Source organism: Rathayibacter sp. AY1C4 (assembly GCF_002932195.1).
In the GTDB taxonomy this organism is placed as follows: domain Bacteria; phylum Actinomycetota; class Actinomycetes; order Actinomycetales; family Microbacteriaceae; genus Rathayibacter.
Genome location: NZ_PSWE01000014.1, coordinates 55,402 through 72,189, shown reverse-complemented (window position 1 = coordinate 72,189; position 16,788 = coordinate 55,402). Strand labels below are relative to the sequence as shown.

Below are 16,788 nucleotides of genomic sequence, written 5' to 3'. Positions count from 1 at the left end.
CAGTTAATCCGCTCCGCGGTGATCGCGCCGATCGCGAGCGGATCGGCGGCCCCGCCCGCCGACCCTCCGGGCCTCCGGTAGAATTCCGGGCATCATGGCTACTTTCGGCACCCTCTCCGATCGACTCGTCGAGACCTTCAAGAACCTCCGCACGAAGGGCAAGCTCTCCGCGTCGGACGTCGACGGCACCGTCCGCGAGATCCGGCGGGCCCTCCTCGACGCCGACGTCGCGCTGGAGGTCGTGAAGGAGTTCACCGGCAAGGTGCGCGAGCGCGCCCTCGGCGACGAGGTCAACAAGGCGCTCAACCCGGCCCAGCAGGTCGTCCAGATCGTCAACGAGGAGCTCGTCGCGATCCTCGGCGGGCAGTCGCGCCGCCTCGAGTTCGCCAAGCGCCCGCCGACCGTCATCATGCTCGCCGGCCTCCAGGGCGCGGGCAAGACGACCCTCGCGGGCAAGCTCGGCAAGTACCTCGGCAAGGACGGCCACACCCCGCTGCTCGTCGCGGCCGACCTCCAGCGCCCCAACGCCGTGCAGCAGCTGCAGGTCGTCGGCGAGCAGGCCGGAGTCGCGGTCTACGCGCCGGAGCCGGGCAACGGCGTCGGCAACCCGGTCAAGGTCGCCCAGAACGCGATCCGCTTCGCGACCGACAAGCAGTACGACACGGTCATCATCGACACGGCGGGACGCCTCGGCGTCGACGCCGACATGATGAAGCAGGCCGCCGACATCCGCCGCGTCACGAACCCCGACGAGGTCCTGTTCGTCATCGACGCGATGATCGGCCAGGACGCGGTCGCGACCGCCAAGGCCTTCCAGGAGGGCGTCGACTTCACCGGCGTCGTCCTCTCCAAGCTCGACGGCGACGCCCGCGGAGGCGCGGCGCTCTCGGTCGCCTCGCTCACCGGCCGCCCGATCCTCTTCGCCTCCACGGGCGAGTCGCTCGACGACTTCGAGCAGTTCCACCCCGACCGCATGGCGAGCCGCATCCTCGACCTCGGCGACGTGCTGACCCTCATCGAGCAGGCCCAGTCCGCGTTCGACGAGGACGAGGCGCGCAAGATCGCCGAGAAGATCATGGGGGACACGTTCACCCTCGACGACTTCCTCGGCCAGATGCAGCAGCTGCGCAACATGGGCTCGATCAAGAAGATGATCGGCATGCTGCCCGGTGCGAAGGGCATGCGCGAGCAGCTCGACCAGTTCGACGAGCGCGAGATCGTGCGCACCGAGGCGATCATCCAGTCGATGACGAAGGCGGAGCGGGTCAACCCGAAGCTGCTCAACGGCTCGCGGCGCCTGCGCATCGCCCGCGGCTCCGGCATGACGGTCACGGACGTCAACCAGCTCGTCCAGCGCTTCGAGCAGGCCGCCAAGATGATGAAGACGGTCGCCAAGGGCGGCATGCCCTCGGTCCCCGGCATGGGCCCCGTGCCCGGCGCCGGCTACCACGGCCGTCCGAAGCCGCAGAAGAAGAAGAGCAGCAAGTCCGGCAACCCCGCCAAGCGCGCGGCCGAGAACGCGGCGATCACCTCCGGGCCCCGCCCGGGCGACGCGGGCGGCTCCGGCTTCGGCCTGGGCGGCGGCGCCGGCAAGGGCGCCCAGCCCACGCCGGAGGAGCTCGAGCAGCTGCAGAAGCTCCTCGGGCGATGAGGCGGGTCGCGGCCGGACGCGCGGGCGGGATCCTCGTCCTCGCGGCCGTGCTCGGGCTCACCGGCTGCGCCGAGGGCTCCGGGGTCGACGCGATGACGGCGCCCTCCCCGGAGGACCTGGTCGGCCGCTGGGTGACGGGCGTCTCCTACGACGCGCCCGACGTGCCGTTCCTCCTGATCGCGGAGGACGGGACCTGGACGGGCTCCGACGGCTGCAACGGCGCGCAGGGCGAGTGGTCGATAGACCAGGAGGGCGCCCTCACCGTGTCGGCCGGGCCGAGCACGCTGATCGCCTGCGACGGCGTCGCACTGCCGATGATCTTCTCGGAGGCGGCGATGGCCTCGATCGACGGCGGACGGCTCCGCCTGTTCGACGACGAGGGGGCCACCGTCGTCAAGCTCGCCCGCTCCACGAGCGACGAGGCGCCCTCGGCGTCGCCGGACCCGGCGGGGGAGTAGCGCGCCGTCCCTCCGGGGGCCGCAGCGGGGATCCCCGTGAGGCGCACCGCTCGCTAGCGTGAGGGCATGACAACCGCACACGCGCGCCCCGTCCGCATCGGCGTCCAGATCGCACCGCAGCACGTCCCCTACGAGGTCATCCGCGACACGCTCGCCGAGCTCGAGGACCTCGGCGTCGACATCGCCTTCAACTGGGACCACTTCTTCCCGCTCTCGGGAGAGCCGAACGGCCTGCACTTCGAGGGCTGGAGCATGCTCGCGGCCTGGGCCGAGCAGACCAGCCGCATCGAGTTCGGCCCGCTGGTCACCTGCAACAGCTACCGGAACCCCGACCTCCTCGCCGACATGGCGCGCACGGTCGACCACATCAGCGCCAAGGGCGCCGCGGGCCGTCTGATCTTCGGCATCGGCTCGGGCTGGTTCGAGCGCGACTACGAGGAGTACGGCTACGAGTTCGGCACTCCCGGCTCCCGCCTCGACGAGCTCTCCGAGGCGATGCCGCGCATCCGCAGCCGGTGGTCGATGCTCAACCCGGCGCCCACCCGCGACATCCCGGTGATGATCGGCGGCGGCGGCGAGAAGAAGACGCTGCGGATCGTCGCCGAGCACGCCGACATCTGGCACAGCTTCTCGGACGTCCCGACGCTCGAGCGCAAGCTCGGCGTGCTCTCGGAGTGGTGCGGCCGCGTCGACCGCGACCCGGCCGCGATCGAGATCTCGACCGGCGCGAGCGTGCGCGGCGGTGTCGGCGACGCCTCCTTCGACGTGCTCGACCAGCAGTACGACCTAGGCGCCCGCCTGTTCACGCTCGGCATCACCGGTCCGGACATCGACCTCGCGCCCGTGCGCGACCTGCTCGGCTGGCGCGACGGCCGGAACAGCACCGCGCGCTGACCCGGCGGGGCGCCGTCACGACGGCGCCCCGCGTCGGAGTCAGGCCGCCGGCGCGTCCGTCGCCTTCTGTCCCGTCGGCACCGCCCGGGCGAGGCCGGACTTCTCGGCCGCCACCTCGAACGCGTCGGCCAGGGCGCGCTGGCCCTCGACGGTGGGATGCACGCCGTCCTCGCCGAGCAGCCCGTCCTCGCGGAGGGGGTCCGGGTACTCGAGCGCACCGCCGCCGGCGGCAGTCACGGCCTCGACCAGCGCCGCGTCGTACTCGTCGAGATCGGAGGGGCGCGGGTCGGGGCCCCAGACCGAGTCGAGCGCGATGAGCCGGGCCGAGGGCGAGGCGGACACGATCGCGTCCACCGCCGGCCCGATCGCGGCGTCCACGTCCTCCGGATCCCAGCCCAGGTCGTTGCTGCTGGCGATCAGCACGATCGCGTCGGGCCGGGTGTCGGCGATCTCCTCCGCGCGGTCGCCGATCGCGACGCCGCAGTCACCCGGCTCGACGAAGCCGCCGCCGTCGCAGCCCAGGTTCGTGACCTCCCAGCCGAGGTCGTCTCCGACGAGAGCGGGCCAGGCCTGCTCCGGGTCGACCGTCAGACCGCGCACGATGCTGTCGCCGACGATCGTCACCCGGGAGCCGACGGGCAGAGAGCCGCCGATCGAGAGCGGCAGCGGATCGGCGGTGACGGTCGGGAGGGGAGTGGCGGTGCCGGCGGGGGACGCGGTCGCCGGGCCGGTCGTCGTCGAGGACGAGCAGCCGGCGAGGCCGAGGGCCAGCGCGCCGATCGCGGCTGCGGCGAGGAGGACGGGACGCGTCATGAGCGGGGATCCCGGAGCCCGTCGCGCAGCTCGCCCGCGAGCGCCCGGACCACCGCCTTCAGGTCGCCGTCGTTCGCCGCCGCCGTCCGCAGCTGGCGCTGGTAGCTCGCTCCCGCGACCAGGATCAGCTCGACGTCGCCGAGCTCCTTCACGCAGTCGAGACGCTCGGCGACCGGTGCGAGGGTGACGAGCAGGTCGCGGATGTCGTCGGTGACCAGCCGCTCCGCTCCAGCGGCGTCGAGGATGATCTCGGCGTCGAGTCCGTAGCGCGCCGCGCGCCACTTGTTCTCGCGCACGTACCAGGGCTGCATCGTCGGCAGGTCCTCGCCCGCGTCCAGCCGCGACGAGAGGTGCTCGACGAGGCACTGGATCAGCGCGGCGACCGCTCCGATCTCCTCCGCGGAGGAGAGGCCGTCGCATGCGCGCATCTCGAGCGTGCCCCACTGCGGCGAGGGGCGGATGTCCCAGCGGACCTCCGTGTGGTCGTCGATGACGCCGGTGCGCATCATGTCGTCGACGTACTCCTCGTAGTTCGCCCAGGCACCGAACTGCGGAGGCAGGCCCGCCGTCGGCAGCTGCTGGAACATCAGCGCGCGGTTCGAGGCGTAGCCCGTGTCGACTCCGCCCCAGAACGGGCTCGACGCCGAGAGCGCCTGCAGGTGCGGGTAGTAGTCGAGCAGGGAGTTGAGGATCGGCAGCACCTTGTCGCGGTGCTCGATGCCGACGTGCACGTGGATGCCCCAGATCATCATGTTCCGGCCCCACCACTGGGTCCGGTCGATGAGGCGGTGGTACCGCTCCTTGTCCGTGATGGCCTGGTCGAACCACTGCGCGAACGGGTGCGTGCCCGAGCACACGAGGTCGAGTCCCATGGGGTCGGTGATCTCGCGCACCTGCCGCAGCTGGTCCTGCAGGTCGGCGACCGCGTCGCGGACGGAGGTGTGCACGCCGGAGACCAGCTCGACCGTGTTGCGCAGGAGCTCGCCGGTGATGTGCGCGTGCGGGGCGCCGTCGTCGCTGCGGAGCGCCTCCAGCACCACATCGGCGACGTTGGCGAGATCGCCCGTCTGCCGGTCGACGATCGCGACCTCCCACTCGATCCCGAGCGTGGAGCGGTCTGATGCGGCGAAGCTGATCTCCATGGCGTGGTCCTCATCGGATCCGGGCGTCCGCCGATCGGGACGCGCCTCGCCATCCTGCCACCTGCGGCCGGGGCGGACGCAGAGCCCCGGCGGCGGCCTTCGGGGTCCCGCGCGGCCCGCTCCCGCGAGGGTGCCGCTGGTCGGCGGCGTGCCGGGCCCGCACCGGGGCGGTTTTTCTGGCAGAATGATCCGTCGGGTCCGAGGCGGTCGACCCTCTACTCACCGCCGACGAAACCCCCTCGAGCTTCCGCCGGGTGTGCCCCCACGCTCACGGCTCAGTTCATCCATCATCGACCGGACACCGGTCAACGACCACACAGGAGAATTGTGGCTGTCAAGATTCGTCTGAAGCGCCTCGGCAAGATCCGGGCGCCCTACTACCGCATCGTCGTCGCCGACTCGCGCACCAAGCGCGACGGCCGCGTGATCGAGGAGATCGGCAAGTACCACCCGACCGAGCAGCCCTCGTTCATCCAGGTCGACTCGGAGCGCGCGCAGTACTGGCTCGGAGTCGGCGCGCAGCCGACCGAGCAGGTCGCCGCGATCCTCAAGCTGACCGGCGACTGGGGCCGCTTCAAGGGCGACGCCGACGCCGTCAGCACGGTCCAGGTGAAGGAGCCCAAGGCTCCGTTCGTCGTCGACGCGAAGAAGAAGCCCGTCCTCAAGCCGAAGTCCGAGGCTCCGGCCAAGGCCGCCCCGGTCGAGGACACCGCCGACGAGACCTCCACCGAGGCGTAGTCAGTGCTCGCTCCCGCCGTCGAACACCTCGTCAAGGGGATCGTCGAGAACCCCGATGAGGTCAGTGTCGTGGCCACGAGCTCCCCGCGCGGAGAGGTCCTCGAGGTGCGCGTGCACCCCGAGGACCTCGGCCGCGTGATCGGACGCTCCGGTCGCACCGCCAAGGCCGTCCGCACTCTCGTCGCCGCGCTCGCCGACGGGCGCCGAGTGCGCGTCGACGTCGTCGACACCGACAAGTAGAGGTGTCGGTCACCGGACCGGGCACGACGCAGCTCCGCGTCGCCCGACTCACCAAGGCCCACGGACTCAAGGGCGCCATCAAGCTCGAGCTCTACACGGACGAGCCCGACAAGCGCTTCACCCCCGGATCCACGTTCACGCTGCAGGTCCCGCGCACCTCCGAGTGGCACGGCAAGAAGCTCGAGCTCGTCGAGCTGCGCTGGTACAACAGCCACCCCGTCGCGTTCTTCCGAGGCGTCGACGACCGCAACGCCGCTGAGACCCTCCTGAAGGCGATCCTCTGGATCGACGAGGAGGTGCAGACCCAGCCGGGCGAGGACGACTCCTGGTACGACTACCAGCTGGTCGGCATGAAGGTCGTCCGCGACGGCGTCGAGGTCGGCACCGTCCGCCGCGTCGACCACTTCCCCGCGCAGGACCTGCTCATCGTCGGTACCCCCTCCGGCGAGGTGATGGTGCCGTTCGTGAACGCGATCGTCCCCTCCGTCGACGCCGCGGCCGGGATCGTCACGGTCACGCCTCCGATCGGCCTGTTCGAGGAGGCTCCCGAGGAGGAGCCCGCCGCGGTCGACCTCAGCGGTGTCGACCTCGCGGACCCGGCGCTGAGCGCGCCTGCGGACGCCGACGCGCCGGACGCCTCCGATGACGCGGACTCCGCTCTTGAGGAGCCCGCCGACGACGAGCCCCCGGCCGCCTCCGACGCCGCCTCCGAGGAGGAGCCCCGGTCGTGAGGATCGACATCGTCACGATCTTCCCGGAGTTCTTCGGCGTGCTCGACATCAGCCTGCTCGGCCGTGCTCGGCAGAGCGGGCTGATCGAGCTCGGCGTGCACGACCTGCGGGACTTCACCCACGACCGCCACCGCACCGTCGACGACACGCCCTACGGCGGCGGCGCCGGCATGGTGATGCGACCGGAGCCGTGGGGCGAGGCGCTCGACACGATCCTCGACGGCGCGGACGACCCCGTCGTGATCTTCCCGTCGCCCGCGGGCGAGCTGTTCACCCAGGCGACCGCCCGCGAGCTCGCGGAGGAGTCCACCCTCCTCTTCGGCTGCGGCCGCTACGAGGGCATCGACCAGCGCGTCGTGGACCACACCGCCGAGCGCGCGCGGGTCCGGCTGATCAGCCTCGGCGATTACGTCCTCAACGGAGGAGAGGTCGCCGTGATGGCGATGATCGAGGCCGTCGGACGCCTGGTCCCGGGCGTGGTCGGCAATCCGGCGAGCCTGGTCGAGGAGAGCCACTCCGACGGGCTGCTCGAGTACCCGAGCTACACCAAGCCGGCCTCCTGGCGCGGCCTCGACGTCCCTCCGGTGCTCCTCAGCGGCAACCACGGGGCGATCGCCGCCTGGCGCCACGAGCAGAGCGTCGAGCGCACGCGCCGCGTCCGCCCCGAACTGCTTCCCTAGCCCCGCGCCGCACGGTCACCGGGCCGCGAGGGCCAGGTGCCGGTCGCGGAGGGCGAGGAAGAGGGGGAACGCGAACGCGAGGGCGACCAGCGGCGCGAGCAGCACCAGGATCCACACGCGGCGCATCCCGATCCGGCGGCCCTCCACCACCATGAAGGCGACGGCCGCGATCGCGACGACCAGCAGGTCGGTCGAGAACGACGACACCCACGGCCCGCCCGCGGCGAGGCCGGCGAGGACGTCCGCGCCCTCCTGCATCGCCCTCACGTTCCAGGTCCAGGTCCCGATCAGCCCGGCGAGGGCGAGGACGAGGTAGACGATCCCGAGCGGCGTCCAGCCGCGGTGCAGCCGGCTCATGCGCGGGCCTCCGTTCGTGCGAGGGTGAGGATCGTCCCTCCGGCGAGGGCGATCACGGCCACAGTAGCGACGGCGAGGGTCAGCGCGTCCGGTGCGGTCAGCGCCTGTCCGCGCAGCGCCTGCCAGCAGGTGAGGGCCACCGCGGCCGCCCAGCCCGCCGAGGCCAGGGCGACGAGCCGCAGCCGGGTGGATCCGGGGCGAAGGACGGGGATCCGGGCTGCCAGCCGTCCGAGCAGCAGCGCGAGCAGCGGGAGCCCCTGCAGAGCGTGCATCCCGACGAAGTGCGGGATGCGCAGATCGCCCCCCGTGGTGCTCCAGCCCAGGAGGGGGAGGCTGGGTCCGCCGTCCGCGACTCCGACGGCGTGCGCACCGACGACGCCCTGGTAGTCGCTGATCTGGCCGGGCGAGGGCCCCGTCATCAGGAACGCGAGGGCCATCCCGACGAGCCCGATCACGAGTCCGGCGCGGACGGCGAGCGTCAGCGCAGGGTCGCCGAGCGGCACCCGCGCCAGGAGGGCGGCGAGGACCAGCGTCGCCAGCCAGACCACCATGATCGAGACGGCCATCGAGGCCCAGAGCGCGGCGTGCAGGGGAGTGGAGACGTCGAAGTGGCTGCGCTCGCCGACCAGGGCGGCGCCTCCGATCACGACCATCTCGACCGCCAGACCGACCGCCGCGACCGTGCCCAGCGCTCGGGCGAGGCGGCGCCGGCGGGGCACGAGCCCGATCAGCCAGGCGAGCGTCACGGCGTACAGCGCGATCGAGAGGCAGAACTTCAGCGGCTTGCCCCAGAGCGGCTGTCCGCCGAGCTCGCGGGGATCGACGACCAGCGCGATCGCGCAGAGGAGGGCGCCGACCGCCATCGCGCCAGCTAGCACCAGGAGCGGCCGGTGCGGAGCAGCTGAGGCCGTGCGCGCGGGCGTCTCGGTCGCGGCGCTCATCGGGGCACCTCCGTCGAGCCGAAGCGGCTCTGCGTCTCGCGCGCCTGGGCGACGCGCCGGAGCGACTGCAGCACCACGTCTCCGAGCGCGGTGCCGACGGCGGCGACGGCAGCCTGCTCGCTCACGCTCTCACGGGCCTGCAGTTCGTCGAGGTCGGCGGAGGCGACGAGGGCGGCGGCGCGGGCGTAGGCCTCGAGCCAGCCGGCGCTCATCGGTCCGGTGGAGAGCTCGAGCGCGTCGAGCGCCCGTGCCGCCGTCGCGACGGCAGGGTGGCCGCAGTGGTCGGAGCCCGCGGCCTCGGCGATCCGCCGCGTCGACGCCTCGGTGGCGGACGCGGTCGAGTCGGTGCTCACGGAGACCACGTCCTGCGCCACCTCGAACGCTGCTGTCGGACCGACGCCCGCGTCGAGCGCGGCCGTGATCCGCTTCGCGCCGGCGATGCCGACGCCGCCGCTCTCGATGAGCGCCCGGAGCAGCGTCAGGCGGGCGACATGGGCGTCCCCGTACTCCGCCCGCTGGGGGCCGGCGGCGTCGCCCGGCGGCAGCAGCCCCTCCCGGATGTAGTACTTGATCGTGGGCAGGCTGACGCCGCTGCTGCGGCTGAGCTCCGAGATTCGCACGTGGACAGTATCGCTATCCGATAGCGGTACTGTCCATCTTTAGTCAGTCCCGCGCGGAGAGGACGATGTTCCCCGTCTCGGTGATGGCGATCGTGTGCTCCATGTGGGCGCCGCGCGAGCCGTCGCGGCTGCGGAGGGTCCAGCCGTCCTTGTCCGTGTAGATCTCGTCGGTCGTCTGCAGGAACCACGGCTCGATCGCGACGACGAGGCCCGGGCGGAGCGGGTAGCCGCGGCCGGCGCGTCCGTCGTTGGGGATGTGCGGATCGCCGTGCATCGTGCGGCCGACGCCGTGGCCGCCGAAGTCGGTGTTGATGGACAGGCCCTCGGCGTGTGCGACGGCCGCGATGGCCGCGGAGATGTCGCCGATCTTCTTCCCGGGCTGCGCGGCGGCGATGCCGGCCTCGAGCGCGCGTGTGGTGGTGTCGATGAGGGCGAGGTCCTCCTCGCGCGGCGTCCCGACCACGACGCTGATGGCCGAGTCGGCGACCCAGCCGTTCACGGAGGCGGCGAAGTCGAGGGTGAGCAGGTCGCCGTCCTTCAGCCTGTAGTCGAAGGGCAGGCCGTGCAGCACCGCGTCGTTGACGGAGGTGCAGATGACCTTGCCGAAGGGGCTCGCGCCGAAGGAGGGGTGGTAGTCGATGTAGCAGGACTCGGCGCCGGCCGCGCGGATCATGTCGTGGGCGAGCCGGTCGAGCTCCAGCAGGTTCACGCCGACCGCGGCGGCAGCGGAGGTGGCCTTCAGTACCTCGCCGACGAAGCGGCCGGCGGGACGCATCTCCTCGATCTCGGCGGGGGTGCGTAGCTCGATCATCCTGATCCTCTCGGGGTCCGCTGAGCCGTCGCTCAGCGGTGGTGGGTACGGTCGGTGCATGCGCACGCGACGGGCATTCGGTTCCTGGCAGTTCCCGGCGGCGATCGTGCTGCCCTTGTGGATCCTCCTCGGCTACGGGGTCTTCGGAGGATCGAGCGGCTGGACCGTGCTCGGCCTGGTGATCGCCCTCCCCATTCTGGCGGTCGCGCTGGCGGCTGTGGCCGCGATCGTCGCATTCCGGGTGACCGTTCGGCCCACGCGCACTCCCGCGTGGGGCGACGTGGCCGTGGTCGGCGCCTGGCACCTCTCCCTGATCGCCTTCGGCTTCTTCCCGCCCGGCGCCTGGGCGCTGGGCCTGCTCTCGGTGGTCCTCGGAGTGGCGGCCTTCTGGCACTCGGGGTGGCGGTTCCTCGCCGACGCGAGGGCCACTCTCCTCGCCTTCTCGGAGGCGGCGTCCGTGCAGGCCGAGGGCGCTCACCGCCCGGTCGCCGGCGAGGGCTTCGATCCGGAGCGCCCGCAGGACGGGCAGACCATCGTCCTCTGAGGGGTCGGGCGTCCCGCGAGGCGCTGTCCCACTGCGAGGCCCCGCCCTGTTCCACGGCTCGGCCCTCTCGACGGATCCGCCCTCTGCGCGGCTCTGGCCTCAGGGCGCCCCTGCCCTCCTGACGGCTCTGCCCTCCTGACGACTCTGCCCTCCTCATGACTCTGCCCTCCTCATGACTCTGCCCTCCTCATGACTCTGCCCTCCTAACGTCCCTGCTTTGACTCGGATCGGCGCGGCATGGCAGAATGAGCGCTTGTGCCTCGCGCAGGCTCTGCCACAGGGGAGCCGCGACGACGTGGGCACGACCGACTTCCATCAACGAAACGGTGTTCGACCTGTGGCGGGCACGGAGAGCGATACAGCATGCACATCCTCGATTCCGTCGATGCGGCGTCCCTCCGCAGCGATGTCCCGGACTTCCGCGCCGGCGACACCGTCAAGGTCCACGTCAACATCGTCGAGGGCTCCCGCTCGCGCATCCAGGTCTTCCAGGGCGTCGTCATCGGCCGCTCCAACGAGGGCGTCCGCGAGACCTTCACCGTCCGCAAGGTGAGCTTCCAGGTCGGCGTCGAGCGCACGTTCCCCGTGCACTCGCCGGTCATCGACCACATCGAGGTCGTCACCCGCGGTGACGTCCGTCGCGCGAAGCTCTACTACCTGCGCAACCTGCGCGGCAAGAAGGCCAAGATCAAGGAGAAGCGCGACGCCTGAGCGGCATCCGCACGACTTCTCGGGAACCCCGGTCCACCTATGATGGACCGGGGTTCCTCCCTTTCTCGGGGGCGATCCGTCCGGGGAGTCCACCCGGTGATGCACAGTAGGGGCGACGGCGAGCGATGACAGACAGCACGGCCCCGGTCCGCCTCACCGGAGGCGAGGACCACGCCCGCCACTCGGCGGATCCGTCCGAGAAGCGCCCGCGCAAGCGCCGGGGTGTCCTGCTCTTCCTCCGCGACGTGCTGATCATCTTCGTGGTCGCGGTGCTCGTCTCCTTCCTCGTGAAGACCTTCCTGATCCGCTCGTTCTACATCCCCTCCTCCTCCATGGAACAGACGCTCGTCGAGAACGACCGGATCCTCGTGAACGAGCTCGTGCCCGGAGTCGTGCCGATCTCGCGGGGCGACGTCGTCGTCTTCCGCGATCCCGGCGGATGGCTCTCGCCGAGCTCCGAGCCCTCCGTGCCGCCGTTCCAGGCCGCGGTCGACTCCGCCCTCGCGCTCGTCGGCCTCACCGCTCCCGACAGCAACGACCACCTCATCAAGCGCGTCATCGGCCTGCCGGGCGACCACGTGACCTGCTGCACACCGCTCGGCCAGGTCGAGATCAACGGCAACCCGATCGACGAGCCCTACGTGAAGCTGCCGGACGGGGTGCAGGCCGTCTCGGCCACCCCCTTCGACGTCGTCGTGCCCGAGGGCTCGCTCTGGGTGATGGGCGACAACCGCTACAACTCCGCCGACTCCCGCTACAACACCGACAAGCCGGGCGGCGGCTTCGTGCCGATCGACAACGTCGTGGGGCGCGCGATCCTCGTCACCTGGCCCGTGCAGCAGTGGGCGTGGCTCGACGACTACCCGTCGGTGTTCCGCGGAGTCGACACCGAGGCCTCCGAGGAGGGCTCGGACGACGCGCAGAGCGGGCAGGGCTAGGTGGTCGTCGCCGAGCCGACGCTGACCCAGGAGCGGCGCCTCTTCCGGCAGGGCTACGAGACGGTCATCGGCTGCGACGAGGTCGGCCGCGGCGCGATCGCCGGTCCGGTCTCGGTCGGCGTCGTGTCGATCGGCAGCCGCTGCGGGCGCTTCCCCGAGGGGCTCCGCGACTCCAAGATGCTCGCTCCCGCCCGCCGCGAGGCGCTCCTGCCGGGGGTGGCGAAGTGGGTCTCGGCCTGGGCGATCGGCGAGTCCTCGGCGGACGAGATCGACGAGACCGGGATCATCGCCGGCCTCGGCCGCGCCGCATCGAGGGGCATCGAGCGCCTCGCCGACCAGGGCGTCGACCTCGCCACCGCCGTCGTCCTCCTCGACGGCGCTCACGACTGGCTGACGCCCGCGCTGAGTGAGTGGGCGGCCGAGTTGACGATCATCACCCGCGTGAAGGCCGACCGCGACTGCGCCGCCGTCTCCGCCGCCTCCGTGCTCGCGAAGGTGGGCCGGGACGGTCAGATGGTGCGCCACCACGACGACTTCGCCGACTACGCCTGGGACAGCAACAAGGGCTACGGCAGCGCCGCGCACTGGGCGGGCATCGAGCGGGTCGGCCCGTCCCCGCTGCACCGGGTGACCTGGCTGTCGAAGTCGCGGGAGAGCGTCGAGGAGCCGCTCCCGGCGCTCGGGCCCGTCGGCTCGGCGTAGGATTGTCCAACGATGGATGAGGACGAATTCGAGGACTACGACCGCGAGGTCGAGCTGGCACTGTACCGGGAGTACCGCGACGTCGTCTCGCAGTTCTCGTACGTCGTCGAGACCGAGCGCCGGTTCTACCTGGCGAACGAGGTCGACCTGGTCCGCCGCGACACCGAGCACGACTTCTACTTCGAGCTGACCATGCGCGACGTGTGGGTCTGGGACGTCTACCGCTCCGACCGCTTCGTGAAGTCGGTGCGCGTGCTGACCTTCAAGGACGTCAACGTCGAGGAGCTCTCCCGCAAGGAGTTCGAGCTCCCCAAGGAGCTCGCGCTCGACGAGTAGGGCGCTGTCGCGGCAGGCTCCGGACCCCTTGCTGGTCGCGTAGCCGCCTCCGACGACCCATCGAGACCCGGTGCCCGGAGCCCCACCCCGCTCCGGAGCTCTCTCGGATCCGCGGCTCCGCGGGTCTCGTCTTTAGGCAACGCGGATTCCTCCTGCTGGTCGCATAGCCGCCTCCGGCGGCGTCCGAAGACCCCGGCCCGACGTCCCTCCCCACCCGCCTCCTCGGCCCTCTTCTCCCCGGATCCCCTCCCGGCCGTCCGACGCTCCTCTCTGCTCCTGCACGCTTCCGGCAGGAGGACGCATGGACAAGGACGAACTGGGGCGGCGCGGCGAGGAGATCGCGGCGGCGCACCTGAGAGACAACGGATTCGAGATCCTCGACCGCAACTGGCGGGTCCGCGAGGGCGAGCTCGACATCGTGGCCCGCGACGGGTCGGCACTGGTCGTGGTGGAGGTGAAGACGCGCTCGTCGACGCGCTTCGGACTGCCGGTCGAGGCCATCACGCGGGCCAAGGCGCAGCGCCTGCGCCGACTCGCCTACGCCTGGGCCGACGAGCACCACGAGCGCTCCCGGCATCTGCGGATCGACGCGGTCGGCATCGTCGCGCCCGGGGGAGTCCCGTCGCAGATCCGGCACCTGCGGGCGGTGGCCTGATGGGCCTGGGAAGGACCTCGGCGGTCGGTCTCGTCGGCTTCGCGGGAGCCGTGGTCGGGGTGGAGGCGCACTCGGCCGACGGCACCCCTGGCATGGTGATCATCGGCCTGCCCGACGCCGCGCTCGCGCAGGCGAAGGAGCGGGTGCGCTCGGCGGCGATCAACTCCGGCAGCACCATCGCCGAGTACAAGATCACCGTGAACCTCTCGCCGGCCGCGATGCCCAAGCACGGCTCCGCCTTCGATCTCGCCATCGGGCTGGCCGCGCTCGCGTCGCTCCGCGAGGTCGATGCGGAGTCGGTCGCCGCGGTCGTCCACATCGGGGAGCTCGGCCTGGACGGCCGGCTGCGCTCCGTCCCGGGCGTGCTGCCCGCGGTGCTCGCGGCCGCCCGCGAGGGCAGGCGCCGCGTGATGGTCCCCGTCGAGGACCGGCTCGAGGCGGAGCTGGTCGACGGCGTCGAGGTGATCGCGGTCTCCTCGCTGGCGGCGGCCGCCGTCTGGCACGGAGCCGAGTGGGAAGTGCCGGTGCTCCCCGAGGCCGCGCCGCCGTCTGAGACGGTGTCCGAGCCGGAGGCCCGTTTCGACCTCTCCGACGTGGTGGGGAACGAGGAGGCGGCCGAGGCGATGGTCGTCGCGGCGGCGGGCGGGCACCACGTGTTCCTGCTGGGGCCTCCCGGCGCCGGGAAGACGATGCTCGCCTCGCGCCTGCCGGGCATCCTCCCCGACCTCGATGACGAGGCGGCGCTGGAGGCGACCTGCATGCGCTCGCTCGTCGGAGCGCCGACCGGTGGCGCTCTGGTGCGCCGGCCGCCGTTCGAGAGTCCGCACCACTCCGCTTCGTCCGCGGCGATCGTCGGCGGCGGCAGCGGCCGCATCCGTCCCGGCGCGGTCGCCCGCGCCACCCGCGGAGTGCTGTTCCTCGACGAGGCCCCGGAGTTCTCCTCGGTGGCCCTGGACGCGCTGCGCCAGCCGCTCGAATCCGGGGTGATCCGCATCCACCGCGCGAACGCCGTCGCCGAGTTCCCCGCGCAGGTGCAGCTCGTCCTCGCAGCCAACCCGTGCCCGTGCGGCCGCTTCGGCATCCCCGGCGAGACGTGCACCTGCGCCCCCTCGGTCCGCCGCCGGTACCTCGCGCGGCTCAGCGGCCCGCTGCTGGACCGCGTCGACATCCGCTTGACCGTCCGCCGCATCAGCGCGGCTCAGCTGGCGGCGCGCCGCGACTCGCCGGGGATGTCGACCGCTGAGGCCCGCACCCGTGTCGCTGCTGCACGGTCCCTGGCCGGCTCCCGCCTCGCCTCCACTCCGTGGACGCTCAACTCGCAGGTCTCCGGCGCCTGGCTGCGCTCGGACGCGGTGCGCCCGACCAGCGCCGAGTCCCGCACGCTCGACCGGGCCCTCGAGCGCGGTCTGGTGACCATGCGCGGCTACGACCGGGTCCTGCGCTTGGCGTGGACTCTTGCGGACCTCGACAGTGTCGACCGACCGACCGCCGCTCACCTGGCACGCGCGCTCGTCCTTCGGGGAGGTGCGGCGTGATCCGGAGCAATGCCCTCTTCGATGATGCGGAACTCGACGCCGTCCGCCGTCTGCTGCCGAGCAGCGCAGCCGATCCGAGGTCAGCTGCCGAGAGGACGGGCGAGTCGGACGGCGCGCGGAGCGAGCTCGTCGACGCCGCCGCTCGATGCGCCTGGAACTCGCTGACCGAGCCCGGCGACTCCGTCGCAGCCCTCCTCATCGAGCGGGTCGGGCCGGCGGAGGCCTTCGCGCACGTCGTGTCCTCGTCCTCCGCGGAGGAGATCTTCGCACCCCCGCGTCGCGCTCTTTCCGAGGAGGGTGACCTGGCGAGCGCGCCACTCGAGTCCGAGGTCGCTGCCCTGCAGTCGGGGCTGGCCCGCTGGCGTCCGCGTCTGGACCGCAGGCTCCTGTTCCGCCGACTTGAGATCGCTGAGCGCCTCGGCGCCCAGCTGCTGCTTCCCGGGGCTCCCGAGTGGCCAGAGTCGCTCGACGACCTCGGGCCGCACGCGCCGCTCCTGCTCTGGCTGCGCGGCGATCCCGCCGCCTTCGCTCCGCCGCACCGGCTAGCCCTCGTCGGCGCACGCGCTGCGACCGGCTACGGCGAGCACGTGGCCGCCGAACTCGCCGCGGGCGTCGCGACCCGCGGCGTCTCGGTCGTCTCGGGCGGCGCCTTCGGGATCGACGCCGTCGCCCACCGCGCCGCCCTCGGCTCGGGAGGTCGCACGGTCGCGTTCCTCGCCGGGGGAGCGGACCGCCTCTACCCGACGGCCCACGCCGACCTCCTCCACCGCATCATCGCCACCCCCGGTTGCGCCGTCGCGACGGAGGTCCCGCCCGGCACCACGCCCACCCGCTGGCGCTTCCTGCAGCGCAACCGCCTCATCGCCGCTTCGACGTCCGCCACCGTCGTCGTCGAGGCCGGCGCCCGCTCCGGCTCCCTCAACACCGCAGGCCACGCCGCCGCCCTGGGGCGCCCCCTCGGTGCGGTCCCGGGCCCGGTCACCAGCGCCTCCTCCGCCGGCTGCCACCGGCTCCTCCGCGAGTACGCGGCGACCTGTGTCACGTCGCCGCCGGACGTGCTCGAACTGCTCGGAGTCGGCGAGCCGAAAGTCGAACCTTCGGAGCGCTCCGCCGCTCAGAGCAGGGTTCTCGATGCCCTACTGAGCCCCTGCGCTCACCAAGCCATCGACGTCGCGCGTGAGATTGGCCTCTCGATCGGAGAAACCATTGCGATCCTGGGCTCCCTCCTCGTTGAAGGCATCGTCGATCGCACCGAGGACGGCGGATGGAAGCTCTCGTCTACTTGAGCCCA

Annotated in this window: 21 protein-coding genes; 15 read left to right on the top strand and 6 right to left on the bottom strand. The window is 72.0% G+C overall.

What is annotated here, in order from left to right; genetic code table 11:
• Nucleotides 1–94 precede the first annotated feature (94 nt).
• The 3 genes from ffh to C5C99_RS09085 all read left to right on the top strand — a co-directional run bounded on the left by ffh (nucleotide 95) and on the right by C5C99_RS09085 (nucleotide 3,003).
• Nucleotides 95–1,651, top strand: coding sequence for a signal recognition particle protein (gene ffh / locus C5C99_RS09095; RefSeq protein WP_104339974.1), 1,557 nt, complete (start codon nucleotides 95–97; stop codon nucleotides 1,649–1,651).
• The gene (locus C5C99_RS09090; RefSeq protein ID WP_104260572.1) at nucleotides 1,648–2,109 is read left to right on the top strand and encodes an META domain-containing protein; all 462 of its coding nucleotides are present in this window, start codon (nucleotides 1,648–1,650) and stop codon (nucleotides 2,107–2,109) included. The genes ffh and C5C99_RS09090 overlap by 4 nt, the downstream gene beginning before the upstream one ends.
• Before the next feature lie 66 nt (nucleotides 2,110–2,175).
• Nucleotides 2,176–3,003 (top strand): LLM class F420-dependent oxidoreductase, encoded by an 828-nt coding sequence (locus tag C5C99_RS09085; RefSeq protein ID WP_104339973.1) that lies wholly within the window; start codon nucleotides 2,176–2,178, stop codon nucleotides 3,001–3,003.
• A 39-nt stretch (nucleotides 3,004–3,042) separates the two neighbouring features.
• On the opposite strand, the gene C5C99_RS09080 is transcribed toward C5C99_RS09085, so the two are convergent.
• Nucleotides 3,043–3,816: an SGNH/GDSL hydrolase family protein gene (locus tag C5C99_RS09080; protein WP_104339972.1), complete on the bottom strand. Its 774-nt coding sequence runs from the start codon at nucleotides 3,814–3,816 to the stop codon at nucleotides 3,043–3,045.
• Nucleotides 3,813–4,958 (bottom strand): glutamate--cysteine ligase, encoded by a 1,146-nt coding sequence (locus tag C5C99_RS09075; RefSeq protein WP_104247632.1) that lies wholly within the window; start codon nucleotides 4,956–4,958, stop codon nucleotides 3,813–3,815. The genes C5C99_RS09080 and C5C99_RS09075 overlap by 4 nt, the downstream gene beginning before the upstream one ends.
• Nucleotides 4,959–5,285: 327 nt before the next feature.
• Here C5C99_RS09075 and rpsP point away from each other — a divergent pair, with 327 nt between their 5' ends.
• From rpsP to trmD, 4 genes are read left to right on the top strand one after another with little or no spacing between them, the layout of a single operon-like run.
• On the top strand, nucleotides 5,286–5,696 hold the full coding sequence (gene rpsP / locus C5C99_RS09070) for a 30S ribosomal protein S16 (RefSeq protein ID WP_104223912.1): 411 nt from the start codon (nucleotides 5,286–5,288) through the stop codon (nucleotides 5,694–5,696).
• A gap of 3 nt (nucleotides 5,697–5,699) precedes the next feature.
• Nucleotides 5,700–5,936 carry an RNA-binding protein gene (locus C5C99_RS09065; RefSeq protein ID WP_068210678.1) on the top strand — a complete coding sequence of 79 codons (237 nt, stop codon included), beginning with the start codon at nucleotides 5,700–5,702 and terminating at the stop codon, nucleotides 5,934–5,936.
• A 2-nt stretch (nucleotides 5,937–5,938) separates the two neighbouring features.
• A complete protein-coding gene (rimM, locus tag C5C99_RS09060) occupies nucleotides 5,939–6,667 on the top strand; it encodes a ribosome maturation factor RimM (protein WP_104247631.1) in 729 nt (242 codons plus the stop codon).
• Nucleotides 6,664–7,347: a tRNA (guanosine(37)-N1)-methyltransferase TrmD gene (gene trmD / locus C5C99_RS09055; protein ID WP_104339971.1), complete on the top strand. Its 684-nt coding sequence runs from the start codon at nucleotides 6,664–6,666 to the stop codon at nucleotides 7,345–7,347. The genes rimM and trmD overlap by 4 nt, the downstream gene beginning before the upstream one ends.
• A 15-nt stretch (nucleotides 7,348–7,362) precedes the next feature.
• Here trmD and C5C99_RS09050 read toward each other — a convergent pair whose 3' ends face one another.
• Genes C5C99_RS09050 through map form a run of 4 tightly spaced genes read right to left on the bottom strand, consistent with a single transcriptional unit; the run spans nucleotide 7,363 to nucleotide 10,076 of the window.
• Nucleotides 7,363–7,704: a DUF2834 domain-containing protein gene (locus tag C5C99_RS09050; RefSeq protein ID WP_104250523.1), complete on the bottom strand. Its 342-nt coding sequence runs from the start codon at nucleotides 7,702–7,704 to the stop codon at nucleotides 7,363–7,365.
• Entirely contained in the window at nucleotides 7,701–8,645 is a 945-nt protein-coding gene (locus C5C99_RS09045; RefSeq protein ID WP_104267275.1) for a hypothetical protein, read from the bottom strand. Before C5C99_RS09045 ends, C5C99_RS09050 begins: the two co-directional genes overlap by 4 nt.
• On the bottom strand, nucleotides 8,642–9,265 hold the full coding sequence (locus tag C5C99_RS09040; protein WP_104262841.1) for a MerR family transcriptional regulator: 624 nt from the start codon (nucleotides 9,263–9,265) through the stop codon (nucleotides 8,642–8,644). The genes C5C99_RS09045 and C5C99_RS09040 overlap by 4 nt, the downstream gene beginning before the upstream one ends.
• Before the next feature lie 43 nt (nucleotides 9,266–9,308).
• Nucleotides 9,309–10,076, bottom strand: coding sequence for a type I methionyl aminopeptidase (gene map, locus C5C99_RS09035; protein ID WP_104267274.1), 768 nt, complete (start codon nucleotides 10,074–10,076; stop codon nucleotides 9,309–9,311).
• Nucleotides 10,077–10,134: 58 nt separating this feature from the next.
• On the opposite strand from map, the gene C5C99_RS09030 reads away from it, so the two are divergent.
• The 8 genes from C5C99_RS09030 (at nucleotide 10,135) to dprA (ending at nucleotide 16,783) form a co-directional block, all read left to right on the top strand.
• Nucleotides 10,135–10,620 carry a hypothetical protein gene (locus C5C99_RS09030; protein WP_104247628.1) on the top strand — a complete coding sequence of 162 codons (486 nt, stop codon included), beginning with the start codon at nucleotides 10,135–10,137 and terminating at the stop codon, nucleotides 10,618–10,620.
• 363 nt (nucleotides 10,621–10,983) lie between these two features.
• Complete coding sequence (rplS, locus tag C5C99_RS09025) at nucleotides 10,984–11,331, top strand: 50S ribosomal protein L19 (protein ID WP_104223904.1); 348 nt, start codon at nucleotides 10,984–10,986, stop codon at nucleotides 11,329–11,331.
• 125 nt (nucleotides 11,332–11,456) lie between these two features.
• Nucleotides 11,457–12,269, top strand: a complete 813-nt coding sequence (gene lepB / locus C5C99_RS09020; protein WP_104339970.1) for a signal peptidase I — start codon at nucleotides 11,457–11,459, stop codon at nucleotides 12,267–12,269.
• Nucleotides 12,270–12,971 (top strand): ribonuclease HII, encoded by a 702-nt coding sequence (locus tag C5C99_RS09015; protein ID WP_104324085.1) that lies wholly within the window; start codon nucleotides 12,270–12,272, stop codon nucleotides 12,969–12,971.
• Between the two features lie 12 nt (nucleotides 12,972–12,983).
• On the top strand, nucleotides 12,984–13,307 hold the full coding sequence (locus C5C99_RS09010) for a DUF2469 domain-containing protein (RefSeq protein ID WP_055792576.1): 324 nt from the start codon (nucleotides 12,984–12,986) through the stop codon (nucleotides 13,305–13,307).
• A 301-nt stretch (nucleotides 13,308–13,608) separates the two neighbouring features.
• Nucleotides 13,609–13,962 (top strand): YraN family protein, encoded by a 354-nt coding sequence (locus C5C99_RS09005; protein WP_104223901.1) that lies wholly within the window; start codon nucleotides 13,609–13,611, stop codon nucleotides 13,960–13,962.
• Nucleotides 13,962–15,497 carry a YifB family Mg chelatase-like AAA ATPase gene (locus C5C99_RS09000; RefSeq protein ID WP_104339969.1) on the top strand — a complete coding sequence of 512 codons (1,536 nt, stop codon included), beginning with the start codon at nucleotides 13,962–13,964 and terminating at the stop codon, nucleotides 15,495–15,497. Before C5C99_RS09005 ends, C5C99_RS09000 begins: the two co-directional genes overlap by 1 nt.
• Nucleotides 15,494–16,783 carry a DNA-processing protein DprA gene (gene dprA, locus C5C99_RS08995; protein WP_258063672.1) on the top strand — a complete coding sequence of 430 codons (1,290 nt, stop codon included), beginning with the start codon at nucleotides 15,494–15,496 and terminating at the stop codon, nucleotides 16,781–16,783. Before C5C99_RS09000 ends, dprA begins: the two co-directional genes overlap by 4 nt.
• The last annotated feature ends 5 nt before the right edge of the window (nucleotides 16,784–16,788 follow it).